The organism is Halobellus rarus (assembly GCF_024494595.1).
GTDB lineage: Archaea > Halobacteriota > Halobacteria > Halobacteriales > Haloferacaceae > Haloquadratum > Haloquadratum rarum.
Genome location: NZ_JANHDI010000011.1, coordinates 177,088 through 196,562 on the forward strand (window position 1 = coordinate 177,088; position 19,475 = coordinate 196,562).

At 59.9% G+C, this 19,475-nt stretch carries 22 protein-coding genes and 1 pseudogene; 3 read left to right on the forward strand and 20 right to left on the reverse strand.

The window, feature by feature from the left end:
* Positions 1 to 51 precede the first annotated feature (51 nt).
* From NO876_RS13870 to NO876_RS13935, 14 genes are all read right to left on the reverse strand, one after another.
* Positions 52 to 465 (reverse strand): helix-turn-helix domain-containing protein, encoded by a 414-nt coding sequence (locus tag NO876_RS13870; protein WP_256422259.1) that lies wholly within the window; start codon positions 463 to 465, stop codon positions 52 to 54.
* An 85-nt stretch (positions 466 to 550) separates the two neighbouring features.
* The gene (locus NO876_RS13875; protein ID WP_256422282.1) at positions 551 to 1,369 is read right to left on the reverse strand and encodes a hypothetical protein; all 819 of its coding nucleotides are present in this window, start codon (positions 1,367 to 1,369) and stop codon (positions 551 to 553) included.
* A 150-nt stretch (positions 1,370 to 1,519) separates the two neighbouring features.
* A complete protein-coding gene (locus NO876_RS13880) occupies positions 1,520 to 2,323 on the reverse strand; it encodes a nucleotidyl transferase AbiEii/AbiGii toxin family protein (protein ID WP_256422260.1) in 804 nt (267 codons plus the stop codon).
* Positions 2,324 to 2,328: 5 nt separating this feature from the next.
* Positions 2,329 to 3,159 (reverse strand): type IV toxin-antitoxin system AbiEi family antitoxin domain-containing protein, encoded by an 831-nt coding sequence (locus tag NO876_RS13885; protein ID WP_256422261.1) that lies wholly within the window; start codon positions 3,157 to 3,159, stop codon positions 2,329 to 2,331.
* A 126-nt stretch (positions 3,160 to 3,285) separates the two neighbouring features.
* The gene (locus tag NO876_RS13890; RefSeq protein WP_256422262.1) at positions 3,286 to 4,218 is read right to left on the reverse strand and encodes an ArdC-like ssDNA-binding domain-containing protein; all 933 of its coding nucleotides are present in this window, start codon (positions 4,216 to 4,218) and stop codon (positions 3,286 to 3,288) included.
* Between the two features lie 87 nt (positions 4,219 to 4,305).
* Positions 4,306 to 4,653 carry a DUF8013 domain-containing protein gene (locus NO876_RS13895; protein ID WP_256422263.1) on the reverse strand — a complete coding sequence of 116 codons (348 nt, stop codon included), beginning with the start codon at positions 4,651 to 4,653 and terminating at the stop codon, positions 4,306 to 4,308.
* Positions 4,654 to 4,740: 87 nt separating this feature from the next.
* Positions 4,741 to 5,508, reverse strand: coding sequence for a pirin family protein (locus NO876_RS13900; RefSeq protein WP_256422264.1), 768 nt, complete (start codon positions 5,506 to 5,508; stop codon positions 4,741 to 4,743).
* Between the two features lie 51 nt (positions 5,509 to 5,559).
* Positions 5,560 to 7,122, reverse strand: a complete 1,563-nt coding sequence (locus NO876_RS13905) for an Nmad3 family putative nucleotide modification protein (protein ID WP_256422265.1) — start codon at positions 7,120 to 7,122, stop codon at positions 5,560 to 5,562.
* A gap of 206 nt (positions 7,123 to 7,328) precedes the next feature.
* Positions 7,329 to 7,550, reverse strand: coding sequence for a DUF8129 domain-containing protein (locus NO876_RS13910; protein WP_256422266.1), 222 nt, complete (start codon positions 7,548 to 7,550; stop codon positions 7,329 to 7,331).
* A gap of 65 nt (positions 7,551 to 7,615) precedes the next feature.
* Positions 7,616 to 8,776, reverse strand: a complete 1,161-nt coding sequence (locus NO876_RS13915; RefSeq protein WP_305882969.1) for a hypothetical protein — start codon at positions 8,774 to 8,776, stop codon at positions 7,616 to 7,618.
* A 1,830-nt stretch (positions 8,777 to 10,606) separates the two neighbouring features.
* Positions 10,607 to 10,738: a hypothetical protein gene (locus NO876_RS13920; RefSeq protein WP_256422267.1), complete on the reverse strand. Its 132-nt coding sequence runs from the start codon at positions 10,736 to 10,738 to the stop codon at positions 10,607 to 10,609.
* On the reverse strand, positions 10,738 to 11,424 hold the full coding sequence (locus NO876_RS13925; protein WP_256422268.1) for a DUF6166 domain-containing protein: 687 nt from the start codon (positions 11,422 to 11,424) through the stop codon (positions 10,738 to 10,740). The genes NO876_RS13920 and NO876_RS13925 overlap by 1 nt, the downstream gene beginning before the upstream one ends.
* 78 nt (positions 11,425 to 11,502) lie before the next feature.
* Positions 11,503 to 12,057 carry a DUF6166 domain-containing protein gene (locus NO876_RS13930; protein WP_256422269.1) on the reverse strand — a complete coding sequence of 185 codons (555 nt, stop codon included), beginning with the start codon at positions 12,055 to 12,057 and terminating at the stop codon, positions 11,503 to 11,505.
* Positions 12,054 to 12,500, reverse strand: coding sequence for a hypothetical protein (locus NO876_RS13935; RefSeq protein WP_256422270.1), 447 nt, complete (start codon positions 12,498 to 12,500; stop codon positions 12,054 to 12,056). Before NO876_RS13935 ends, NO876_RS13930 begins: the two co-directional genes overlap by 4 nt.
* 137 nt (positions 12,501 to 12,637) lie before the next feature.
* On the opposite strand from NO876_RS13935, the gene NO876_RS13940 reads away from it, so the two are divergent.
* Entirely contained in the window at positions 12,638 to 14,002 is a 1,365-nt protein-coding gene (locus NO876_RS13940) for a restriction endonuclease (RefSeq protein WP_256422271.1), read from the forward strand.
* Positions 14,003 to 14,039: 37 nt separating this feature from the next.
* Here NO876_RS13940 and NO876_RS13945 read toward each other — a convergent pair whose 3' ends face one another.
* From NO876_RS13945 to NO876_RS13970, 6 genes and pseudogenes are all read right to left on the reverse strand, one after another.
* Positions 14,040 to 14,990, reverse strand: a complete 951-nt coding sequence (locus NO876_RS13945; RefSeq protein WP_256422272.1) for a MarR family transcriptional regulator — start codon at positions 14,988 to 14,990, stop codon at positions 14,040 to 14,042.
* A 44-nt stretch (positions 14,991 to 15,034) separates the two neighbouring features.
* Positions 15,035 to 15,615: pseudogene (locus tag NO876_RS13950) on the reverse strand (hypothetical protein).
* A gap of 55 nt (positions 15,616 to 15,670) precedes the next feature.
* A complete protein-coding gene (locus NO876_RS13955; RefSeq protein WP_256422273.1) occupies positions 15,671 to 16,066 on the reverse strand; it encodes a DUF7567 family protein in 396 nt (131 codons plus the stop codon).
* Between the two features lie 72 nt (positions 16,067 to 16,138).
* Positions 16,139 to 16,504, reverse strand: a complete 366-nt coding sequence (locus NO876_RS13960; RefSeq protein ID WP_256422274.1) for a DUF7568 family protein — start codon at positions 16,502 to 16,504, stop codon at positions 16,139 to 16,141.
* A gap of 3 nt (positions 16,505 to 16,507) precedes the next feature.
* Entirely contained in the window at positions 16,508 to 16,999 is a 492-nt protein-coding gene (locus NO876_RS13965) for a DUF7995 family protein (protein ID WP_256422275.1), read from the reverse strand.
* A 104-nt stretch (positions 17,000 to 17,103) separates the two neighbouring features.
* Positions 17,104 to 17,526 carry a DUF8025 family protein gene (locus tag NO876_RS13970; protein ID WP_256422276.1) on the reverse strand — a complete coding sequence of 141 codons (423 nt, stop codon included), beginning with the start codon at positions 17,524 to 17,526 and terminating at the stop codon, positions 17,104 to 17,106.
* A 285-nt stretch (positions 17,527 to 17,811) separates the two neighbouring features.
* On the opposite strand from NO876_RS13970, the gene NO876_RS13975 reads away from it, so the two are divergent.
* Positions 17,812 to 18,609: a DUF7847 domain-containing protein gene (locus NO876_RS13975; RefSeq protein ID WP_256422277.1), complete on the forward strand. Its 798-nt coding sequence runs from the start codon at positions 17,812 to 17,814 to the stop codon at positions 18,607 to 18,609.
* A gap of 9 nt (positions 18,610 to 18,618) precedes the next feature.
* Entirely contained in the window at positions 18,619 to 19,368 is a 750-nt protein-coding gene (locus tag NO876_RS13980; RefSeq protein WP_256422278.1) for a hypothetical protein, read from the forward strand.
* Positions 19,369 to 19,475: the final 107 nt, after the last annotated feature.

Below are 19,475 nucleotides of genomic sequence, written 5' to 3' on the forward strand. Positions count from 1 at the left end.
GTTGGTTAACGGGATATCATCTAGCAAACTATTCGGGAATAGAACGCCCCATTAGATATCGTCGGGACGGGGCGCGTTCTCGTACTTGACCATCTTCTCGGGCTTATCGGCGATAGTGTCGTAGATCTGCTGGAGCGTCTCTTCAGCGGCGAGCAGGTTGTGTTCCGCTAGGAACTCCCGACCCTCTTCGGAAAGACCGTAGAACTTCCAAGGGTAGCCCTGCTGGCGCTGGTTGTCGTCCAGGGCGACCTCCTTGACGATGCCGGCGTCGATGAGTTTCTGAATGTGCTTGTAGACGGTGGCATCGCTCACGCTGGGATTGAGTTCCTCGAGTTCGTACATCGAGGGGAGCTGCTCGGGATGCTGGAGGATGTTGTTGATCAGCGCGAACCGCGTCTGCTGAGTAACGAAGTGAATGAGTTCCCGTGGTGTCGTGTTCTCACCGTTACCAAGGCCATCGTCCATATCCGTGTGTTCAACCGAGTAGACCAAAGTAGTTTACTCCAGAGTAAACTACCGAGCAGAAGCGACTGAGGAGCAAGACAGGAGCTTACGCCTGTAGTGGAAGGTGACCATCTGGACGTGGGACCTGCCCCTGTTTGATTTCGTAATCGACGCGACGCATATGTTTGCAGCCACCGTCTGGCGTGCGCTGCTGCCAATCGGGACAGGTACAGGATTGCCCGATGATATCGACTTCGTACCGATTTCCGGACGCAGCCAGGACTTCGTAGCGACCACCCTTGGCGAGTAGGGAGACGGTCATCGCTTCCTCGACAGCGCGTTTCGTTCGTGGCTCGAGATCCTCAGCCGAAGTGGAGCCATCCGAGACGAGCATTCGGTCGCGAACGTCTCCCGCCTGTCCTCCGTCTGGAGCGACAGCGCCGCCAGTCTCCTGAATCCGGTTTTCCAAGAGTGCTTCCGCAAGGTTCCCCTCCGGCCAGAGAAAGTGGACTTCTCGTCGCTCTCGATGGTCGTAGGAGCCACAGTCAGCGGCACTACCTTCCCAGACCCGCCATGCCCCCAGCGCGGCCATCACGATGAGGATGACCCGGGGAACCGTTGTCTGGTCCTCAGGGTAGAATACTCGAAAGCGCGTACAGTCGTCCTGTGGCGGTACTGTGTCCCACCACTCGACGTCGGAACCCCAGCTGTCGTACATCGCTTGATCTCGGCCGTATCTGACCGTCACGCCATCAACCTGCGGGACCTCCTCGGGGATCGAGTTGGCATCGCCTTCGAGGAGTCGGAGTACGGCATACCGGAGATACTCGTGTGCAGGGGAATCCTTGGCTTTGGCGACCTGGTCGTACTGTTCTGCAACCCGCTCAGCTTCTACCAGAACAGCTCTAAGATGTCGCTCTGTCATGATTCGGTGAAGGCTGGAATGCGCCTCCGCCCCTCGGCGGGCGCTCAAAAACTTAACCAACGCACCAGCCATAGATCCCAGGTTGTTGGTTAAACACCAGAGTTCCGGATGCGGCACCCATCGGCCATCGACACCGATATCGGCCGTTGCCTACGACGATCCCTGTTGGGAGATCGCCGTATCCAACTGTTCCCAGACCATCTCGAACGCCGGCGGATCACCGGTCAGGTCCGGCAGCGTGGTCTCCCACTGGTGGCGGATCGTTTCTTGTTGCTCGTCCGGAAGTCCGTCGCTCAGATCAACGGTGAGCCCATCGTGTTTGCACTTTGCCTCGAAGGCAGGCCCCACGTCGGCAAAGTTGATCGTGACCGAATCGGTTTCGAGCAACTGATAGAGGTCGTAGTAGTCACGGGCGGCCCCGCGCTGATAGATCGCCCGGAGCTTTTCGGCGAAGATCTCCTCGACGCTGTACGCTTGGAGGTCGAATTCGGGCACGTCTTCGTACGCGTGAGTGTGCTGAACAGGATCGAAAGCGACGTGCTCGTCGACCATCACGTCGATGCTGGTCGTGTTGGGGTGGTTGAGGACGGCGCGGTACTGAATGCTGATGTCGACGTAGTGGGTCGGGTAGTGTTCCTGCTGGGATTCGTGATGCTCCCGTATCTCGAATTCGATGCCAGAGCGGTCGGCAATCGTATCGAGGACCGTTCGGAGTTCCTGTTTGGACCCCTGGTACTCTCCTTCGACGCCAAAATCGAGGTCCTCCGAGAATCGCCACGATTGCGGGAAATACAGTTTGGATAGCGCGGTCCCACCTTTGAACAGGAGGTTGTCGCCGTAGTCGCTCGTGAAGATACCCCAGAGGAGCCACGAATTGACGTAGTTCTTTTCGGCGTATCCTTGCCGAACGCCCAGTTCCCGAGCGAGAATACGGAGCCGATCTTGACTGATCATCGCGATCAGGACTCCGTCGGCTCCAGCGTGGCTGACTCGACGTTGATCCGGAGGCGATACGTGCTGTTGGTCGACCCGGTGTCGGGTCGCGTCGGGTCTAGTGGGGAATAGCCACTCGTGAACGACGCGACGAGCTCCTCGCGGGCGGGGAGGTCGATGCCGAGCTGGTCGGCGAGGTAGACGATCCGCTTGGTCGCAGCGCCGTTATCGAGACGCTCGAGGTACTCGCCGACCGTGTCCCAGTCGCAATCCCGTTCGTCGGCAGTTCGCATCGCGGTTGCGAGTTCCCGAAGGCCACCGCAGAACTCGGGGTGGTCCGCACAGTCGACCAGCGTCTTCTCCAGGTCGCTGACCTGAACGGCCGTGCCCTCGATCGATGTTGGCTCAAAGCCGAAGAATTTCCGCTCGGTGACTGTCGTGACGCGGTACGGGACGCCGTGGATCTCCCGGCTTTGCGCTCGGGTCGGCGTAACGACATACACCGTCCGGGGGACCTGTTCGGTCAGTCCGTGGTGGCTGAGGGCGCTGTAGTAGCCGATGTACATCGGCTCGGCGACGTGGGCGGCGATGAGGTACTCGTGGGTCGTGTATACGGCGTCCTCGCCGGCTGTGAGTGGGATGATGAGATACGTGCCCGGGAAAAGCCGGTCGAGCCAGCCCTTCTCGGTGAGCCGGGAGGCGATCTCGCGGGCGGTGTTTGGGGGGACCTCCAGCGTCGTCTCGATGTCGTCGACGGAGATGATCTGGTGACCCGCGCCAGCGAGTCGTGCAAGGAGTCGACTTTCTCGAGTCGAGAGGCCCTGCCGTATATTTTGCGATTGTTCTATGGTACTCATACCTGCGTTTCCTACATAGAGTATAAACACGGGCCTGCTTTAGCCTTGCGACTGCCGCGGATGACGGAGACGAGCAGACTTAACCAACGAAATTGGTGGGTGTAGAACCGAGTGTTGGTTAAGGGTTCAAGCGCCGTCTTCGACTACGTCGATGAGCTCTTCTGCTGTGGAACTGATCCGGTCGAGACGGTCGCGAACGATCTCGGGATCGTCCGACTCCCACGCGGCTAGGTAGAACGCCGACCCGCTGGTGTCCAACCCACAGTACCGCCCGACGACGTAGGCGACCGCCTCGGCCTCGACTTCGCGTTTCGACCGTTCGGTGTCGTCGTCAACGTGGAAATGAAGCAGGGCGTGGGCGTACTCGTGGATCAACGTCCGCGCAAGGTCAGCCTCGTTCTCCCGATCACGTACTTCGACCCGCGGTTGCATATCGACGAGACTCAGCTGCTCGCAGATACCTTTCGCCTCGCCGTGCGTCCACTCCTCGGCTGGAACAATTCGCACCGTCACGCCGAGGTCGTCAGCGGCGTCAGTCAACTGTTCGACGAGGTCGCCGGCGTCCCCGGTCGCTTCCGTGTCCAGGTTGGGAAGCGGCTCGCCTTCGGTCTGAGAGATGTCGAACACCGGCGCAGGCTTGAACCCGACGAGGCCCTCCGACCACTTCTCGGGCGGCGTCTCGTCGTACTCACAGTCACTGTCCTCGTGGTAGCTCGGCGAGTTCTCGCACTCTGGACACTGCTTCGTGATGATCGGCGCCCAGATCCAGATGGCCGACTCCCCCTCCTGGACGTGCCGGTCGAACTCCTCCTGCCACGTCCGGTAGCCCGCCACCCGGGTTGCCTTCGGGTACTGCCGCTTGATGAGGAGCGTGTTTCGATACGAGTAGTCGTGGAAGCGACTCTGTACGTCGAGCCATTCTTGGAACTCTTCGCTGGCCTGCGCGTCGTCGACGCCGGCGACGAGGTCGTCGATCCACTGTTCGATGGTACTGTTCATCTCGTCTGATCGCGTGTCGGTCTGGTCGAAGGAGACCGACGAGTCTCTGGTCGTGGACATAGTGGTCACTGAATCTGACTAACGCGATTTCGCTAGTTCAGAACGCGCCGCACCCCCTCAAGGGCGGATGAACAACCTCGAGGAACGCTATCGAAGCTCGGCTGTATCGTCCGCGAAGCCGACCGTGACGAGATACTCGAGGAACTCGTCGAACCGATCCACGTCGCTGGGCGTGTCGGTCGCGAGGTGGCGGGCCCACTCGACTGCCCACTGAAACGCAGGATCAGCTCCGCCCTTGCCGTGAATGTACCACCAGCGCGCCGCTTTCAGTACGACGAGCGGGTTCGTCGGCGGCTCTGTACTCGCCAGCGCACGGGTCAGCGACTGGATCTCCTCGGGAACGTCGGTTGCGTGGACGTCGCCGGACTGCGTGTTCGCGATATCGACGGGAATCTCGTCGATCGAGACATCGCTCGGAGACTGTTGTTGACTCACGGAAATCACCTGACAGCGAGGGCGTTCGCTGAAGCCCTCACCCTCTCAGGGGGCGAAAAAACAATCCACAGTCGGTCCGACGATGTCTCAGCGGCCGATGGTGCCCTGGCGCGTGACCGGTGCGTCCGGGTTGATGCTGAACGCAACGATGGTGGCGTCCTCGGTTGCAGTGACGGCCACGTCGTCGTCGTCGCCGGTCACGAGTGCGCTCTCGGTGTACCCGACCGGCTCATCGCCGACCTCGACGGCCCCGTCGAACACGTACAGGTAGGTGTGGCGGCCCGATTGCGACGGGAGCGTGGTCGTGGCCCCGGCGGCGAGGCGGCAGTCGTAGAAGTCGACGTCGTTCCGAACGTACAGCGGGACGTCGGTGCCCTCGGGGCCGAACAGGTGGCGCCACTCGCCGGCGACCGGGTCGGGGATCGGCTCGTGCTGGATGCCCGGGTCGAGGTCGAGGCTGTGTGGCCGGACGAAGATCTGGAGCATCCGTAGCGGCGGGTCGTCGGCGAGCGTCTCCTCGGAATGCCAGAAGCCGCTGCCGGCGTTCATCACCATCAGATGATCGGGATCGGTGGCCAACTGGTTGCCCTGGCGGTCGTCGTGGCGCATCACGCCGTCGGGAACCCACGAGATGATCTCCTCGTTTGTGTGCTGGTGCATTCGGATCAGGGTTCCGGGGTCCATGAACGACTCGACGACGGTCGCCAAGGGCCCGTACCCGTGGTCGTCGTGATCGGGGACGGCACGGCCGGGAAAGTTGAAGTGGATCCGAAACTTGCCCTGGTTCTGCGAGATATCCGTTCGCGGCGCCGTGTAGATACGAGAGTGGGTCTGTGCGGAAGGCGACTCGTCCATTACCTTGTGTAGTCGCTCACCCGAAAAATGGGTTCTGCGGGACAAGTCGGCTTAACATCCAGTCGTATCGGCAGCCCCTCTATTTTCCTTTTGACAATTACAGAGCGCTGACTCGACGGAGAAGATAGCCTCTGGAAGCCCCATACCCCGCTCTTCACACGCGTATGCGGTAAGCCGGGTCAGGTACTGCGTCCTCTCCCGCAACTCTGCGCCACCGACACTGTCCAGCCCAAACACGTGTTCTAAGCCCCGCCGAGGGCCGTTTGAGTTCACATATTCGTATCGGAGCTGGGTCGGCGCTAGCCATTCGTAATCCAGCGCTTGTACGACCACTTCAAGGAAATCGAATGCCGCCAGTCGTTGGAAGGAATACACGCTCTCCTTGATTTGTTTTAGAGCATCTAAGAACGGAGCATCCTGATCCAAGTCATCAAGGAAGTCGGTAAACGAGGAGTTAACATCTGCTGCGAAGGTTGCCATTGATTCTACAAGAATTTCTGCCTCGTGGGGTCCGTATCTTTCTCCTGTTTCACGCCGTCTACCTGCATTTCGTGGGATATTGCTACGATGTCCATGGGGCCAGCCGCTGGAGTTGTGAAGGTCGTCAAAAACACCCGATAGGGTCTCCAGGACTTCATCGCTCGTTGTTAATTCGGAGAGGCTCCGGACACCTAAGCCCGAATCAGTAACGAGAGCTTTGGGGACTTCAAGTGACCATCCTCCAGAGACATAAGAGAATGCTGCTAGCACTTCTTGTTCGGTAGAGAGGTTATGATCGTCGATGAATGCGCCGAAGTCGGAAAACGACGAGGGAGGTCGGAGCTCTGCATCGAAATCCTTGAACCCCGGCTCGCTCGAAAGTGACGCTCCGTACAGGTGTCGAGCGTCACCTGTCTGGTGGGCTTCGAGTAATTCGTCTCTTCTATCTTTGGTCATTTGAACTGGACCTCGATACCATACCATGTGGATGTCGATTCCGTCCGAATCGAAGAACGGAATGCGCTTTTCATCGGGTCCTAACGACCCTTCTGGGAGAGAAAGTGGTACGGCAGTGTCGTACAGTTCTGATTCGTCAGGATCTCCAAGCAGCATCAGGAGGTTGGAATCCTGTTCGGGGCGGCGCAGGTGAGCGTTGTTGGAAAACGGAGATTGCTCATTCTCCGGTAGGTTCCGATATTCCTCGATGGAAATCGGATCCCGCTGAAGTCGAAAATGTCCGAATACGTACCCGCCCCAGCCGTCGTTAATCCAGTACCGCTGCCGCCTTCCATTCTCGAAATCTAACGTTCCATAGAAGAAGAGGTAATCCCCCTGTGAGAGTTTCTCTAATTGGCTGGTCTTCGTACTCCCGGGATCAGCGAACGTGTAATGCTCACCGCCCGGAAGTTCCGGGAATTCGGGATCAAAATGTGTAACTGCATCCTCAGACCCAGCAATAATGCTCTTGTCGTAACCAATATCAGAATATGTTGGCCAGTCAACAGCGTCCTCATACTTTTCGGTAATTGGCAGGTACTCAAACGACCCATCGGCGAAAATCGGGCCCCTACCGAGAGGCTCCCCAGTCTGGGACCCGACATTAATTGCCACGGCTGCTACCTTATCGGACTCCATGTGACAGTGCAAAAAGTATCGAATACTTCAAATTATTGTCGACCCGATGGAATCCATACTGTCGAAAGCAGTTGTCTCTCTTCTTTTGCGTATCTTCTCAACTCGTGAAGGTCGCCGCTGGCCACCCTGCGCCCCTCCAGAGAGGCCGATAAACCATATATTAACCAACAATACTGGGAGCTATCCGTTTCCGTTGGTTAATTACATCACTCATTTTCGGCCTCACGAAGATCAGCTGCCTTGCGGTCGAGTCGCTTCAGAATCGGCGTGCGGTTCTGGTGAGCGTTCTCGTACGCGACGCATTCCCGGAGCGTCTCCATATCGGGGATCGTCGCGATTCCGGCCTCAATCAGGCGATGATTCGGCGCCTCGAGGCGTTTCTCAGGCGGGAACTCGTCGTCTTCGTCGTTATCCGTAGACTGACCCATCTCTGTTGGCCTCCACCCCACGAGGGCGAGAGAAACAAATTGCCGACTACAGCATCGTCGCGACGTCAGCTCATCGCGTCCTGGAACCGCTCACGGAGCGCGTCCTCCCGTTCCTCGAACTGGTCGACCTTCTCCTGCAGGTCGTCGCTGACGCACTCGATGCTCGCCAGCGCTCGCTCGCCGGCGAGCGACGCCTGCGACCCGTCGTCGCCCTCCGCCTCCAGTTGCTCCTCGTAGGCACGCTCGACACGCTCGATGGTGCCCTCTGGGTTGAACAGAATGTCGTTGGCCGTGCGAACGTAGCCGTCCAGCGATGCGCCCTCCTTGCCCTGGAAGAAGTGCGTGAGCGCGTACGTGGCGCCGGAATGCAGCGTCCACATATCGATTTCGACGGGTGAGGCCGCGTTGGCCTCAGCATCGCTCGCAGCGCGCTCGGCCAGGTAGTCCGGGAAGCCGAGCAGCCTGTAGAACTCCGTGACGGTGAACGGCAGCTCCGAGAAGTCGAGGTCGATGTCCTGGGCGTCACGGATGAACTTGAAGAGGTCGTCGGCGACGAGTTCGACCTGTGCGAGAATCTCTTCCCACCAGGTGCGGAAGTTCCGCACGTCGCCGACGTGCTTGATGACCTCCTTGTCGGTGAGCGACCGCATCGTATTCGAACAGTACCCATCCTGGGCGAATCCCTCCACGTAGACAGCGTGTTCGCCGAAGAAGTCGTAGCCCGACGTGACGCCCATCGTGATCGGGTCCGACCGGCCGGGAAGGCGCACCTCAAGGCCGTCGAACATGATGTCCATGTGGACCTCGCCCCCGCCCCGGTAGCGACGAATCTCGCCGAACATCACGTTACCCAGGGGCGTCCCGTCGATGGTCTCCTCGCGGAGGACCTCCTCCAGTGGCCCGTAGACGTCGACGGGGTTGATGATCGCGTACGAGTCGGTGGGCACGTGGAACAACGGGTCTTTCTCTGCGTCCCCATCTCGGGCCTGCTCCCGAGCGCGACTCGGCTCCACGAGCGCATTGAACCGCTTCGTCTCGACCCACTCGTCGGTGTAGGGATTCCGGTAGGCCACGGTCGTCTCGGCGGCCTGCGGGAGGTCGCGGATCGCCTCGGCGAAGGTCACAGGGTTTTCGCCCCCGCGACGCTGTCGGTACCACTCGGGCAGTTCGGTGTCGGTCCGTCCATCGACGCCAGCGAAGATGGTTCTCGACTCTGGGTCTTTCATCTCAGTCACCTCGACGCAGGAACGCTCATTGACGGCCGTCTGCATCGTCTCGCGCCCTGCGCCCCTCCGCCGGGCGCAAAAACAACGTGATCTGCTGAGAATGGGAGATAGCTAACCGAATTTCACCAGCCCCAGAGCGGCATCGAGGCAAGATCCGCAATTCTCAGGATTGTCGCCAATGATAGATTCGGTAACCGGCAGCGAAGACGGTGAGAGCAGCCATAGCGAGGACTGCCCGACCCTTGTTAGTGTAGAGGAGCTGCTCAATTGTCAGGTGCCATCGGCATGCATTCTTCTGAAGACCTGGCTCCGGATACGTGCTGGTAGTGATCCGTGCATCAAGCCAAGAGTCGAGAGAGGTACCGGCTACCGATTCAACGATTTGTTTGAAATCGGTGTAAGTCACGGTCCCTTCGTGCGTGTTAATGCGATAAACCACGTCGTCTAGGGAACGTTGCCCGTTGGTCTCGTTCTGAATACGTTGATCTAGTGCTGACAACACGACAGCACCTTTCCGGTACTGGCCCTGATCGTTTGGCCCCCATCGACTCTGATTGCTGAGTACAACCTGGCCCATCCGTGTTCGACTGACGTTCCAGAAGTAGTACGTGTACTCGCACGGGCCAGCGTATTGTTGCCGGGTAGTAAGTTCAACAGCATAGTATGATGCACTCGCTTCTGTGAACCACCACATGCGGTCCCCAAGAAGAACGGACGTATTGGCTACAAACAGCTGTCGTGTATGCACATACTCATGCAGCCACGTATTTGCCGGGATCACCCCGCCGCGAAACTCAGAGCTAAAATCAAAGGTCGCCGAATCATGAACCCAGAACTCGTGGGTTTGTGCAGCCCCGCCACGTCGGATTGGATCCGTCACAGCATATGCGTTAATATAGGAATAACGCGGTCCAACATCGAATTGACGGGACGCTGAGGCAAGTGAATCGACAATGCTACTGGGGGATTCGGACAGATTAGCAGCTCGCGGTACGATGAGCCGAACGTCTTGACAGCCTGCTGTAGCCGTATAGATAGTGTTCGGACCAGCGAGGATGAACTGGTCGCCAACGAATCCCTGTCCAGCAAAGGTGAGATTCGTGGCCGGAGAATGGCTTGGAACCGGGAAGAATCCCCAGCGCGGTGTCGCAGCGTATTCATGGTCCTCCTTTCGGGGCGCTGGCTGGTTGATGACTGTCAACGTCAGTTGCGGTCGTCGTGTTTCTCCATCCCACTGGAAAGAATATCCTATGTCGGATGACAGATTAGCGAACCCAGTTGCGTTTACAACTCTGACACCGCGATTGTAGTGGGTCGTCGTGAGACCTACCCAGAACTCATCGACTGAAGACAGGTTTCGATATGTAATGGTGAGATTCTGGGTGTTCTGGTCGTATGACAAGCGACCAGTGACGTTCGCGTCGCCACGTGGCACCGAAACCCCGTCTTGTAGAGCGATATCGGATCGCGGATTTATACACGAGTCAGATTTTGATTGTTCTTGGGCAGTACCTGTATCACTGAAAGATATTGGAGTAATCAGAATGCTGCAGAGTACGAGAAGCGCGAAAAGATAGGCACGCCTCATAATCGTAGTATAGTTGCGGGTTTGTTATAAACGCCCAGACCTGAACGGCTCGAATCTGCTTGGAAGGGCACGCTCTTTGCACACCCGCACCATCCTGTCGGAAGTTTAGATTCGCCCTGCAAACCGCAAGCGAGGTGGTACTACGACCAGTTAGCCAACCCGATGAGTCGGGTAGAGTAGCTATCGGAGTGTTCGTGTACTGAAACCCTTTATTCCTCCTTTAGCCTGATGATGAGTTTGCATCACGAGTCAGTACTGTCAGTCTGATCTTGCCGGTCGTTGTACCGCTCCAGTTCGCGACCGATTTTCTCGAGCGCCTCGACCCCGCGTTCGAGCAGCTGGTGGGTGACTCGCGACAACCGAAGCGTCTCCATCAGCACTCCCCCTCCGGTGGCTCGATGAGGTTGTCGCTCTCGTCGACCAGGGACCGGATAGCCTGCTCGACATCGGCATCGTCCGAAACCGTCCGGCTCGCCAGGGGTGCCGGATAGGCGCGATCGCCCTGATTACAGAGGACGGTCAGCCAGCCGTCGGTTCCCTCCCCGAGCACGATGTAGTGGTCGCGATCAGCCCGCTGGAAGACTCGCCGGTCAGGGCGAGTGACCGTTAGCCAGTTCTCGGGGAGTGTCGGTGACGGCCCCCCGCCGTCGGGAAGGGGGACGACGTCGTCGGTGATCGTCGCCATCGCCGCGTCGATTTCTTCGCCGGTGAGGTGCCAGCATGCCGCCGGGCCGTCACACTCGAGCTGGCTGATCACGCGATTCCGGAACCCGATGTAGTGTTCTCTCGCGACCTGGGCGTCGTTGTAGTAGTCGAGGAGGAGCCCACAGGCGAGCTGTGCGGGCCCGCTTCCAGCGTATCCCCACTCGAAGCCGGTCGGACTGTGGGTGACCAGATCGAGACTTCGATCAGGAGTGAGACGCTGGTGTTCGGGGAGATTCAGAATGACGGCGTGGCCGTCAACGCGAAAGCCGACGTATTCGACGGGGTCGTCGAGACGGTGAGCGAGCGCTTCTGTCTGGACTACGTTCGACGTGGGGCGTCGTGCGTTCCCGTTCATTTGTACGTCGCGGGAGTGGTAACTCCCGCACCCCTCTCGGGGGTTCTACAAACAGAGCCGGAAACGCCGTCACCGCCCCTACTGGCTAGCTGCGGGGAACTCGAAGCCGCCGGTGTCGGTCTGTAACTCCTCCGAGTCGGTAGTTTCTGACTGGACTGCCTGGCGAGCGTCCTCCAGTTCCTCGCGGCGGTCGTCGACGCTCTGGTGGATGCTGATGCCGTGCTGCTCGCAGAGCGCCCGCTCGACCGCGAAGGTCATCTCGTCGAAATTGACCGCCGTGATATCGATGTCTTCCGGTGAGGGCGTCTCATCAGCGACGTCGATGTCTCGCGACCAGGTATCGGCCGAAATGTCGCTGGTCGGGAGCCGCCACTCGTCTCCCTCGAGCTCTTCACGCAGGTACTGCGCGAACTCCTTGTAGTGATCGAGCGCGATGTTCTTCGTCGCTGAATCAGCCAGCAGCGCGATGGCGAGCTGATCGATGCGGGCCGTATCGGCCTCCGGCCCCCAGTCGAACCCACCAGGGGCGCGGCGCAGGACGTGGAGGTGCTTGTCCAGCACATCGCCATCGGGCGTGTACACCAGCTGTCCACCCATGCAGCGTTCACCGTGGTAGGCTCGGCCGCCGGTCATCGGAACCCACCCTCCCAGTGGCCCATACCTTGTGGTCGTCCCGGGGGCTGGCGGGGGAAGGAATCCGACGGCCGACGGGCGGTATCTGGACTGCGTCCGGCTCCCTGATTGCTCCCACTCGCGGCCTCGGTTGGTCGGGGCCCGATGTACATCGGTTTTCGCGCTTGACTTCGCTCCGTGACGACCTCCCGATGGAGCATCGTACAGAGCTCTATGACGCTCTTGGCGAGGTCGAACGCCGCTGCTCGCGACCGGAGGTCGTGCTGACTGAAGAGGATCGTCCCATCGGCTCGATCGATCCGGACCAGCCAGTCCGAGGGTTGCTGGACGTGGCAAAGGACGGATTTCGAGAACTCGTAGGCGAACACGAAATGGTCGTCATCTGTTCGGCGTTGCAACCACCAGTTGTCGGGAGCGATCTCGCTGTTGCTCTCAGAACTCATCGGTAATCCGGGACGAATGTGTCGTCCCGCACCCCTTTCGGGACGAACAACAACACCAGCGCTCACGTCGTCGGGACTTCGTCGCCACCGTCGACAACGTATTTAGTTATAGCAAGATACTGTCCAATTACATTCGGATGGCTGTACTGGACGACCTCTCGGGATTCGAGTTTGAGGACTTGATGGAGGATGTCTTCCGGAACCTCGGCTACGAGAACGTCCGTCAGGCCGAGCGGACGGCCGACGAGGGGCGGGATGTCATCATGGAGGAGGTCGTCGATGGGACGCGACGGGCGATCATCGTCGAGTGCAAGCACACCGGGACGGTCGGCCGGCCGGTCGTCCAGAAGCTGCACTCGGCCATCGCGACGTTCGAGTTCGACGGCCCGAAGCGAGGGATGGTCGCCACCACAGGTCGATTTACGAACCCTGCCGAGGAGTACGCTGACCGGCTCCAGCGGAACGACGATCCCTATCCCATCGAGCTGATCGACGGCGAGGACCTTCGGGAGATTGCCGACGAAATCGGTCTCGATCTCTACAACGGGCGCATCGAGATCCTCTGTGACGAGACGCTCCGACCGTACGATCCGGCGGCGGATGTCGACGCACCTGTCCAGGAGGCGTTCCGCGACATCGAGAACATTGAGGCCGCGGATCTGCCGGTGCCGCACTCGCAAGTGACGTTCCGACCGGTGGTCGCGATCACCGCCGACACGAACGCTGTCTTTGAGACCTCAGTCGGTGTCATCCACCGGATCAACGACCGCACACAGTTCGTTGTCCACGCTGAGCGCGGCCATCCGAAGATGGCCGACGACGAAGTCGCGACGCTGGTCACCGAGAATTTCCACGCGACGGTTCCCCTCGATACCGGCCAGTTTACCGAGGTATTCGATGACGTCGACGAACGACGGTTCGGCCAGACCCAAACGGAGTACAAGGAGTGGGCTGTTGACCGCCTCCAGGATTACCACACGACGACGGTGACCTACACCGGCGACAATAACGTCACGTACAACAAGACGTGTGAGCCGAATCTCTCGGACATCTCAGTGCAATCGATTGAGCCGGTGTATCTACCTGAGGTTCGGCAGACGACAGAGATACTGGAGTACTCGTATCCGTACGAATACTATGCTGCTGGCCCCTCGCGGGTCACTCTGGAGGACGGGATTCATCGCTGCGTCCACTGCGAAACGAGCGGCGTCGACGAGACGTACACCTACTGTCCGAACTGCGGGGCGATCGCCTGCAACACCCACATCAAGACCGAACGGCTCGAAGGGGAGCCGGTCTGTACCGGCTGTGCGGTGACCGAACGGTTCGCGCTGAAGAGGAAGTACTTCTACGACGAGGAGAACCTCGACGCGTTCCGCAAGGAGTACGCCGAGATGCCCATCCACGAGAAGGCGATGGAGAACAAACTGCTGGCTGGCGGGAGCGTGGTTGTGACGCTGCTGCTCGTCGTCGGGCTACTCATAATCGGCGGCATCATCTAACCAGTCGCAATTTTCCGCCAGGCTGTGAGAGTTGGTGTTACGAGATTCCGTATTGCTCTCTGAGTGCCATATATTCGTCCTTCTTTGGGAGGATGACTGGCAGATCATCTGTCCTGTCGAAGTCGCCCTGAAGTGGCCGATACAACGCTTTCACAGTGGGTTTCAGGTCGTACCACCGTGCGGTCTCGACGAGTGTCTCCTGATCGATATCCTCCGCCTCGATCAGCAGCATCGAATAGCTGACCTGCCGAGATCCGCTATCCAGAAGGAGCGTATGGCATACGACTTCAGCAGGCGTTAGGTCTTCGTCCGGCGCATACCAGAACGGAGGCTCGCCGGCGAGGAAAAACTGTAGACCATACGCTGCAAACCGACCCAGTCCGGTCATCTCCCAGTCCGGAGCTGCTTGGAGTGCGTCCGTATCCTCAGCGGTCTGTACGCGGACGAGGGATCGGTTCGGATCGCACCACGCGATCGTGGCGCTGGGGGCGATTTCCCGGACTCGGGCTCGATGTTCGTGCTCTACAGTAGCCCGGGCGAACGCCAACAGCGGCGAGACTTCATTATGAAGGGTGTACTTCGAATCGGATCTGGAGAGTAGTGCTCGGTGCTTGAGCGGTGATAACGCGCTGTGGACACCTTGTCGAGTGATTCCGAGCCGGTCTGCGATATCAGCGATGTGTCGTGGTCTATCGAGATACCAACACACGCGGAGTGTGGCTGGGGAGAGCACTTCTGTCCAGTCCACGTGGCTGAACTCCGACTGGAGCGTTCGATACGCTTCGGCGACGGGATGTTCCGCGAGGCGGACACGACGCTGATTGCTGGACCCACGGGTTTCTGTGAGCAATCCCGCTGCGAGCAATTCGTCGAGTACGTCGTACAGATGTTCTCGTGAATATCCGGTTTCGGCCGCGAGTTCCTCCGGTGTTGCTTCACGGCCGGCACTAAGCGCGTCAAGCACGGCGAGTCCGGCCTTCGAAATCATCTGGGTCTTTCTAAACCCTAAATATATAAATACGACTTGGGATTTTACTTGACGACTGCTTCGTCCCGGACCAGTTCTGCGAGCGCGTCCTCGAGCGATCTGTGGAACTGCCAGCTCGCTCGAAGGCCTCGTCAGTCGGGCCGTCCCAGCGGGGGAACGCGGAGTGACCGCTCACTTTGACTGTCCACTCGGTCGGCTCGTCGAAAGGGTTCTCCGTCGGGAGTTCCACGACGTAGAGGTACTCCTCGTCGCCGTGGATGCCGTCGGCCGGATTCTCGACGCCGTGGCCCAGCAGGAACAGCGGCTGGTCCAGGTGCTCCATATTGGACGGCTCGAGGAGATCCGCTGGTTGAGCCGCGTCGATCGTTCGCTCTGGGTCGCCATCCAGATAGAGGTCGACTGTCGAGAGCTTGTCGAGGAACATGAACGTCGCCGCCGTGTAGCCCGGTCCCCGCTCTGCACGGGTCGCATCGAGAAGCTCTTTCAGCTGTGCGAGATCCCGGAGGACGCTCCCCGGATAGCCGTCCGAATGCCGGTACACCTGCGCGACGCGGTCGGCGCTGCCATCTGTCTCACCGGTCTGTTCGACTCGTTGGACGAATCGGAGTTGGCTCCGTGTCGACATCGGTACTCGCCGGCGCAGAAACAACACCACACAGTCGTAGCGGGATTGCAATCCGCTAAGCGAGATGTGACACCTCGTCTGGTTCCTCCATGTCGTCGAATTCACCACGCTCGACCGGCTCCCAATCCTCCCCAGGTGCTGGACTCCACCAGTCGACTTTGTAGGCTCCCGGTGCACCGAGGATTTTTGCCCGTGCCGAGCCGTCAGGCAGGTCGCGACGGAGCTTCTCGTCGACGTGAAGGTTCCACGTCGAGTCGGTGTCGAAGCACGCGAGCACAGCCTCCTCGTAGCCACGGTTTTCTCGGGACTCTCGGAGGACGACCTGCGTGTTACAGTTCTTGCAGAACACTCCCTCGAAGGGAATGTGGGTGAACACTTCCTGCCCGCAGACGGGGCACCAGAGGAACTCGAACAGTGCCTCGCTGTGTCGGTCGAGTACTTCGAGACTCATTGTTGGACCAACCCGGTTCGACCGGGTCACTCTCTCCGCCCCGGCCGAAAAACACCCTGCGTGTGTACGTTCTCAGCGTTCAGGGCCGTAGACGATGCGCGAGGGGGCTTTGTACCCACAGTCCGGACAGTCGTACCAGCGCTGTACCTTCGCTCCATCAGCTGTCTTCTCGCCGACGAGAACGTCGTCGTTGGGACACTCCGGACAGCGGAGGGCCGGGGCGGACCGCTCCCGGAGCACGTCACGGAACGACGTCGCATCCTTCGTCTCGTATCCCTGCGACCAGACCGGGTAGCCGTCGACGAGAATCACTCCGCGCCATTTGTACCGGTAGGAGTCCGGCGCTCGATGCAGGACGGCTCGCGCACCGGTCTCGGTGTTCCGATACGCGAGTGTCGGCGAGCGGCTCTCGCGTCGCCAGTTGGTGATCTTGGACATTTTTCAGAAGTGGACGTCAGCGGGCACGATCCAGAGCTCTTCACTCTCCTCGAGGAGTCGGTCCAACTGTCCACGGTGGCGAATGCCGGTTCCGTGTTCGGTGTACAGGAAGATTGTCGGGCCATCGTACGCACCGATCTGGTGGAAGGCGTGCCGGGCGAGGTCCTCGTCGCGCATGATCTCCTCGTCGGAGAGCTCGTCGATGGCCTCTTTCACCCGATCGAGATTACGCTCAAATTCCTCCTTCGTCGCCTCCCAGCCACGCTCGAGCAGGTCTTCGCCGTCATTAGAGTCGACGGGGGCTGCAGTCGGGAGCTCACCCCATCGCGCCTTCCCCGCAACGGACGTGTCCTCCTCGTCGAACGTGACGTAGTAATCGAAGACGGCGCCGGCGTGTGGGTCCGCGCCGACCAGGCGGTCGAACACCGACTTTCCGGTGGCCAGTGCGTCGTCGTGCGTCGATGCCTCTACCAGTGCGTAAATCACCATATGCATCTCGAACACCTCGAAACGCCGACGCACCGGGTGTCGTTGGTCGCTCCAGCTGCGCCGGCACCCATCGCCGGCGCTCGAAAAACTCACCTCGTGACGGCGGATTCTCAGGATTCGTCCGCTCGTTCGACAGTGATGGTCAGGTCGCCCGACGCGTAGTCAGCCTCGAAGTCGACCGCGAACGCGTCCGCCTCGTAGGCGGCGTGGTAGGCGCGGTGCCGTTCGAGCGAGCCTGTCGCCTTGAAGTGGAAGAACGCGGCCGCCGTGTAGGGCTTGCTCTGTGTTTCGACCTGCGACTCGACGGATGCGGGGAGCGCGATTTGGGGCGTCTCCGTGTCGATACTCGCAGCGAACTCCTTCGCTTCCTCGACGATTGCTTGCGAATGTGCCGGTGTCTCGCCGGTCAGGACGTTCATAGGCGTTTCCGTCTCCTCGGTGAACAGGACATCATCGAAGGTTCGCGTCCCGAGGATCGCGTCGGGGCCTAGCTCACAGTCCTCGAATGGGTCGTTTGATGATTGCTCGGACATGGAATCACGAAGCCCCAGTGGGGGCTCAAGCCATCAGCCCCCGATAAACGGCTCCCCTTCACCCGACAGGTGACTGATCAACAGTTACTCGTCGATCGGTTCGAGCCCGCTAAGATCGGCATGGAGGACTTCGCTATCGCGAACGACGTACCGCTTTGCGAGGACCGGGAATCGACACTTCGTATACCCGGCCGTTTGGATGTCGAATTCCTCGTCGCCGTCGATGTACTCGGCGAGCTGTCTGATAGGGAACAGCTTTTCACGTCGCCCGATGGAAATTCCGATATGGCTGTCCTGAATGCCCTCCGCCGGACGCCGAGTGCTCTCCGCCGAAATCCGGTTGTGCTCGTCCCGATACTCGTGATATCGCTGTTCCAAATCCCACAGTTAGCCTTGCAGGCGGTCAACCCACTGCTCAGCAGCGTCGTCTCGTTCGGAGTGTCGCTCGTATTCCTCGTCGTTATGCCATTCTTCCAAGGTGGATTGATCGCGATGGCCGACGAAGCTCTCGATGGACGAACAGCACTGCAGACGTTCGTCGACGACGGGCAAGCCAACTACGTCTCCATCCTCGTCGCGTATCTCGCCCTGGTGGCGGTCAACTTTGCGCTCGGGATGGTCGCGTTCTTCGTCGCGCTATTCGGCGGCATCTTCGTCATCGGAAGCGGTGGTCTCGAATCAGCCAGCATCGCTGTTCTCGCCGTCATCGGAATCGTTGTCGCCATCGTCGTCCTTCTGTATCTCCTAGCGCTCTTTTTCGTCCAATTCTACGGCCAGGCGATCGTGCTCGAAGATATGGGCGCGGTCGACGGGCTCAAACGCAGCGTGTCGTTCGTTCGTGAGCACTTGGTGAGTACGCTCGGCTACTCGATCCTCGTCGGAGTCCTCGGTGGGGTGTTCGGTAGTGTGTTCGGCGTGCTCTCGCTGTTGCTGTCACCGCAATCGGCAGCGGCGCTTCATCTCCCGGAGCTGTCACTCCCGCTCGTGGCCGTCGTCGGCCTCCTCGTCCTCGTGGTCGGGACGCTGTTCGGTGGCTTCTTCGGAGTGTACTCCGTGTCGTTCTATCGAGAGCTCACAACGTAATCAGTCAGCATGGTCTTCGGACTCTCCGGAAGTCAACTGTTCGGCGTCGGCCTCGCCGTCGTCGGGACGATCGTCCTCGCGTTCAGTGCGCGGTACGTCTGGCGTGCTACCAGCATCTACCGGGCTGAGGTCGTCTCGATGCTCGGTGAGACGACTCCTGGGGCGCTCGTTCGTGTCTCCGGGACGGCCCAGCAGGGCGACGCCGACCTCCTGAGCGCGCCCGTCAGCGGGAACGACTGTCTTGCCCTCCGATACGCCGTCGAAGAACGCCGCTTGAGTCCGTTCTTGCTCCCCTGGTTCGTGACGATCCACGAGTTGGCGGGTTCGGATGCGTTCCGTGTGCGCACAGCCGAAGCCGATGTCGATATCGTCGAGCCGGCACGCACCGTGACACTCGAACGCGAAATCGTCGCGACCGTCCCGCCGAGCGACGAGCCCCCCGAACGCATCGCACGGTTCGAGCGGACCACTGACGCCGTCCCAGTGACGACGTACTGGCGATCCCCTCCATCGCTCGTCCGACCGCTCACGAGGCGTCTCTCGCTCGGGACTCGCCGCTACAGCGAACAGCGTGCGATGCCCGGCGATGAGGTCACTGTCGTTGGCCGTGTCACCGAGACTGGCGACGGCATCGACCCACTCGTCGTCTCCGATCGTCCGCCCAGCCAGACGCTCGTCCGGATGGCCAAGACGTCACTTGTCGGGGTCTGTCTCGGTGTGTTCGTCGTCGCGCTCGGCCTCGTGCTTGTTTTACTCTGAACGACTCGATAACAGAACATCTACACCGACGGTTCGTCCACATGCTATCGATGCCCTCCACCACGAACCCTGTCGATCGACCTTCAGAGGCGGTCGATGTCGCTCAG

Bases quoted from the DNA above. Each gene is read 5' to 3' on its own strand.
- NO876_RS13870 (WP_256422259.1), bottom strand. From the start codon at position 465: ATGGACGATGGCCTTGGTAACGGTGAGAACACGACACCACGGGAACTC.
- NO876_RS13875 (WP_256422282.1), bottom strand. From the start codon at position 1,369: ATGACAGAGCGACATCTTAGAGCTGTTCTGGTAGAAGCTGAGCGGGTT.
- NO876_RS13880 (WP_256422260.1), bottom strand. From the start codon at position 2,323: ATGATCAGTCAAGATCGGCTCCGTATTCTCGCTCGGGAACTGGGCGTT.
- NO876_RS13885 (WP_256422261.1), bottom strand. From the start codon at position 3,159: ATGAGTACCATAGAACAATCGCAAAATATACGGCAGGGCCTCTCGACT.
- NO876_RS13890 (WP_256422262.1), bottom strand. From the start codon at position 4,218: ATGTCCACGACCAGAGACTCGTCGGTCTCCTTCGACCAGACCGACACG.
- NO876_RS13900 (WP_256422264.1), bottom strand. From the start codon at position 5,508: ATGGACGAGTCGCCTTCCGCACAGACCCACTCTCGTATCTACACGGCG.
- NO876_RS13905 (WP_256422265.1), bottom strand. From the start codon at position 7,122: ATGGAGTCCGATAAGGTAGCAGCCGTGGCAATTAATGTCGGGTCCCAG.
- NO876_RS13910 (WP_256422266.1), bottom strand. From the start codon at position 7,550: ATGGGTCAGTCTACGGATAACGACGAAGACGACGAGTTCCCGCCTGAG.
- NO876_RS13915 (WP_305882969.1), bottom strand. From the start codon at position 8,776: ATGAAAGACCCAGAGTCGAGAACCATCTTCGCTGGCGTCGATGGACGG.
- NO876_RS13920 (WP_256422267.1), bottom strand. From the start codon at position 10,738: ATGGAGACGCTTCGGTTGTCGCGAGTCACCCACCAGCTGCTCGAACGC.
- NO876_RS13925 (WP_256422268.1), bottom strand. From the start codon at position 11,424: ATGAACGGGAACGCACGACGCCCCACGTCGAACGTAGTCCAGACAGAA.
- NO876_RS13930 (WP_256422269.1), bottom strand. From the start codon at position 12,057: ATGACCGGCGGCCGAGCCTACCACGGTGAACGCTGCATGGGTGGACAG.
- NO876_RS13935 (WP_256422270.1), bottom strand. From the start codon at position 12,500: ATGAGTTCTGAGAGCAACAGCGAGATCGCTCCCGACAACTGGTGGTTG.
- NO876_RS13940 (WP_256422271.1), top strand. From the start codon at position 12,638: ATGGCTGTACTGGACGACCTCTCGGGATTCGAGTTTGAGGACTTGATG.
- NO876_RS13945 (WP_256422272.1), bottom strand. From the start codon at position 14,990: ATGATTTCGAAGGCCGGACTCGCCGTGCTTGACGCGCTTAGTGCCGGC.
- NO876_RS13955 (WP_256422273.1), bottom strand. From the start codon at position 16,066: ATGAGTCTCGAAGTACTCGACCGACACAGCGAGGCACTGTTCGAGTTC.
- NO876_RS13960 (WP_256422274.1), bottom strand. From the start codon at position 16,504: ATGTCCAAGATCACCAACTGGCGACGCGAGAGCCGCTCGCCGACACTC.
- NO876_RS13965 (WP_256422275.1), bottom strand. From the start codon at position 16,999: ATGCATATGGTGATTTACGCACTGGTAGAGGCATCGACGCACGACGAC.
- NO876_RS13970 (WP_256422276.1), bottom strand. From the start codon at position 17,526: ATGTCCGAGCAATCATCAAACGACCCATTCGAGGACTGTGAGCTAGGC.
- NO876_RS13975 (WP_256422277.1), top strand. From the start codon at position 17,812: ATGGCTGTCCTGAATGCCCTCCGCCGGACGCCGAGTGCTCTCCGCCGA.
- NO876_RS13980 (WP_256422278.1), top strand. From the start codon at position 18,619: ATGGTCTTCGGACTCTCCGGAAGTCAACTGTTCGGCGTCGGCCTCGCC.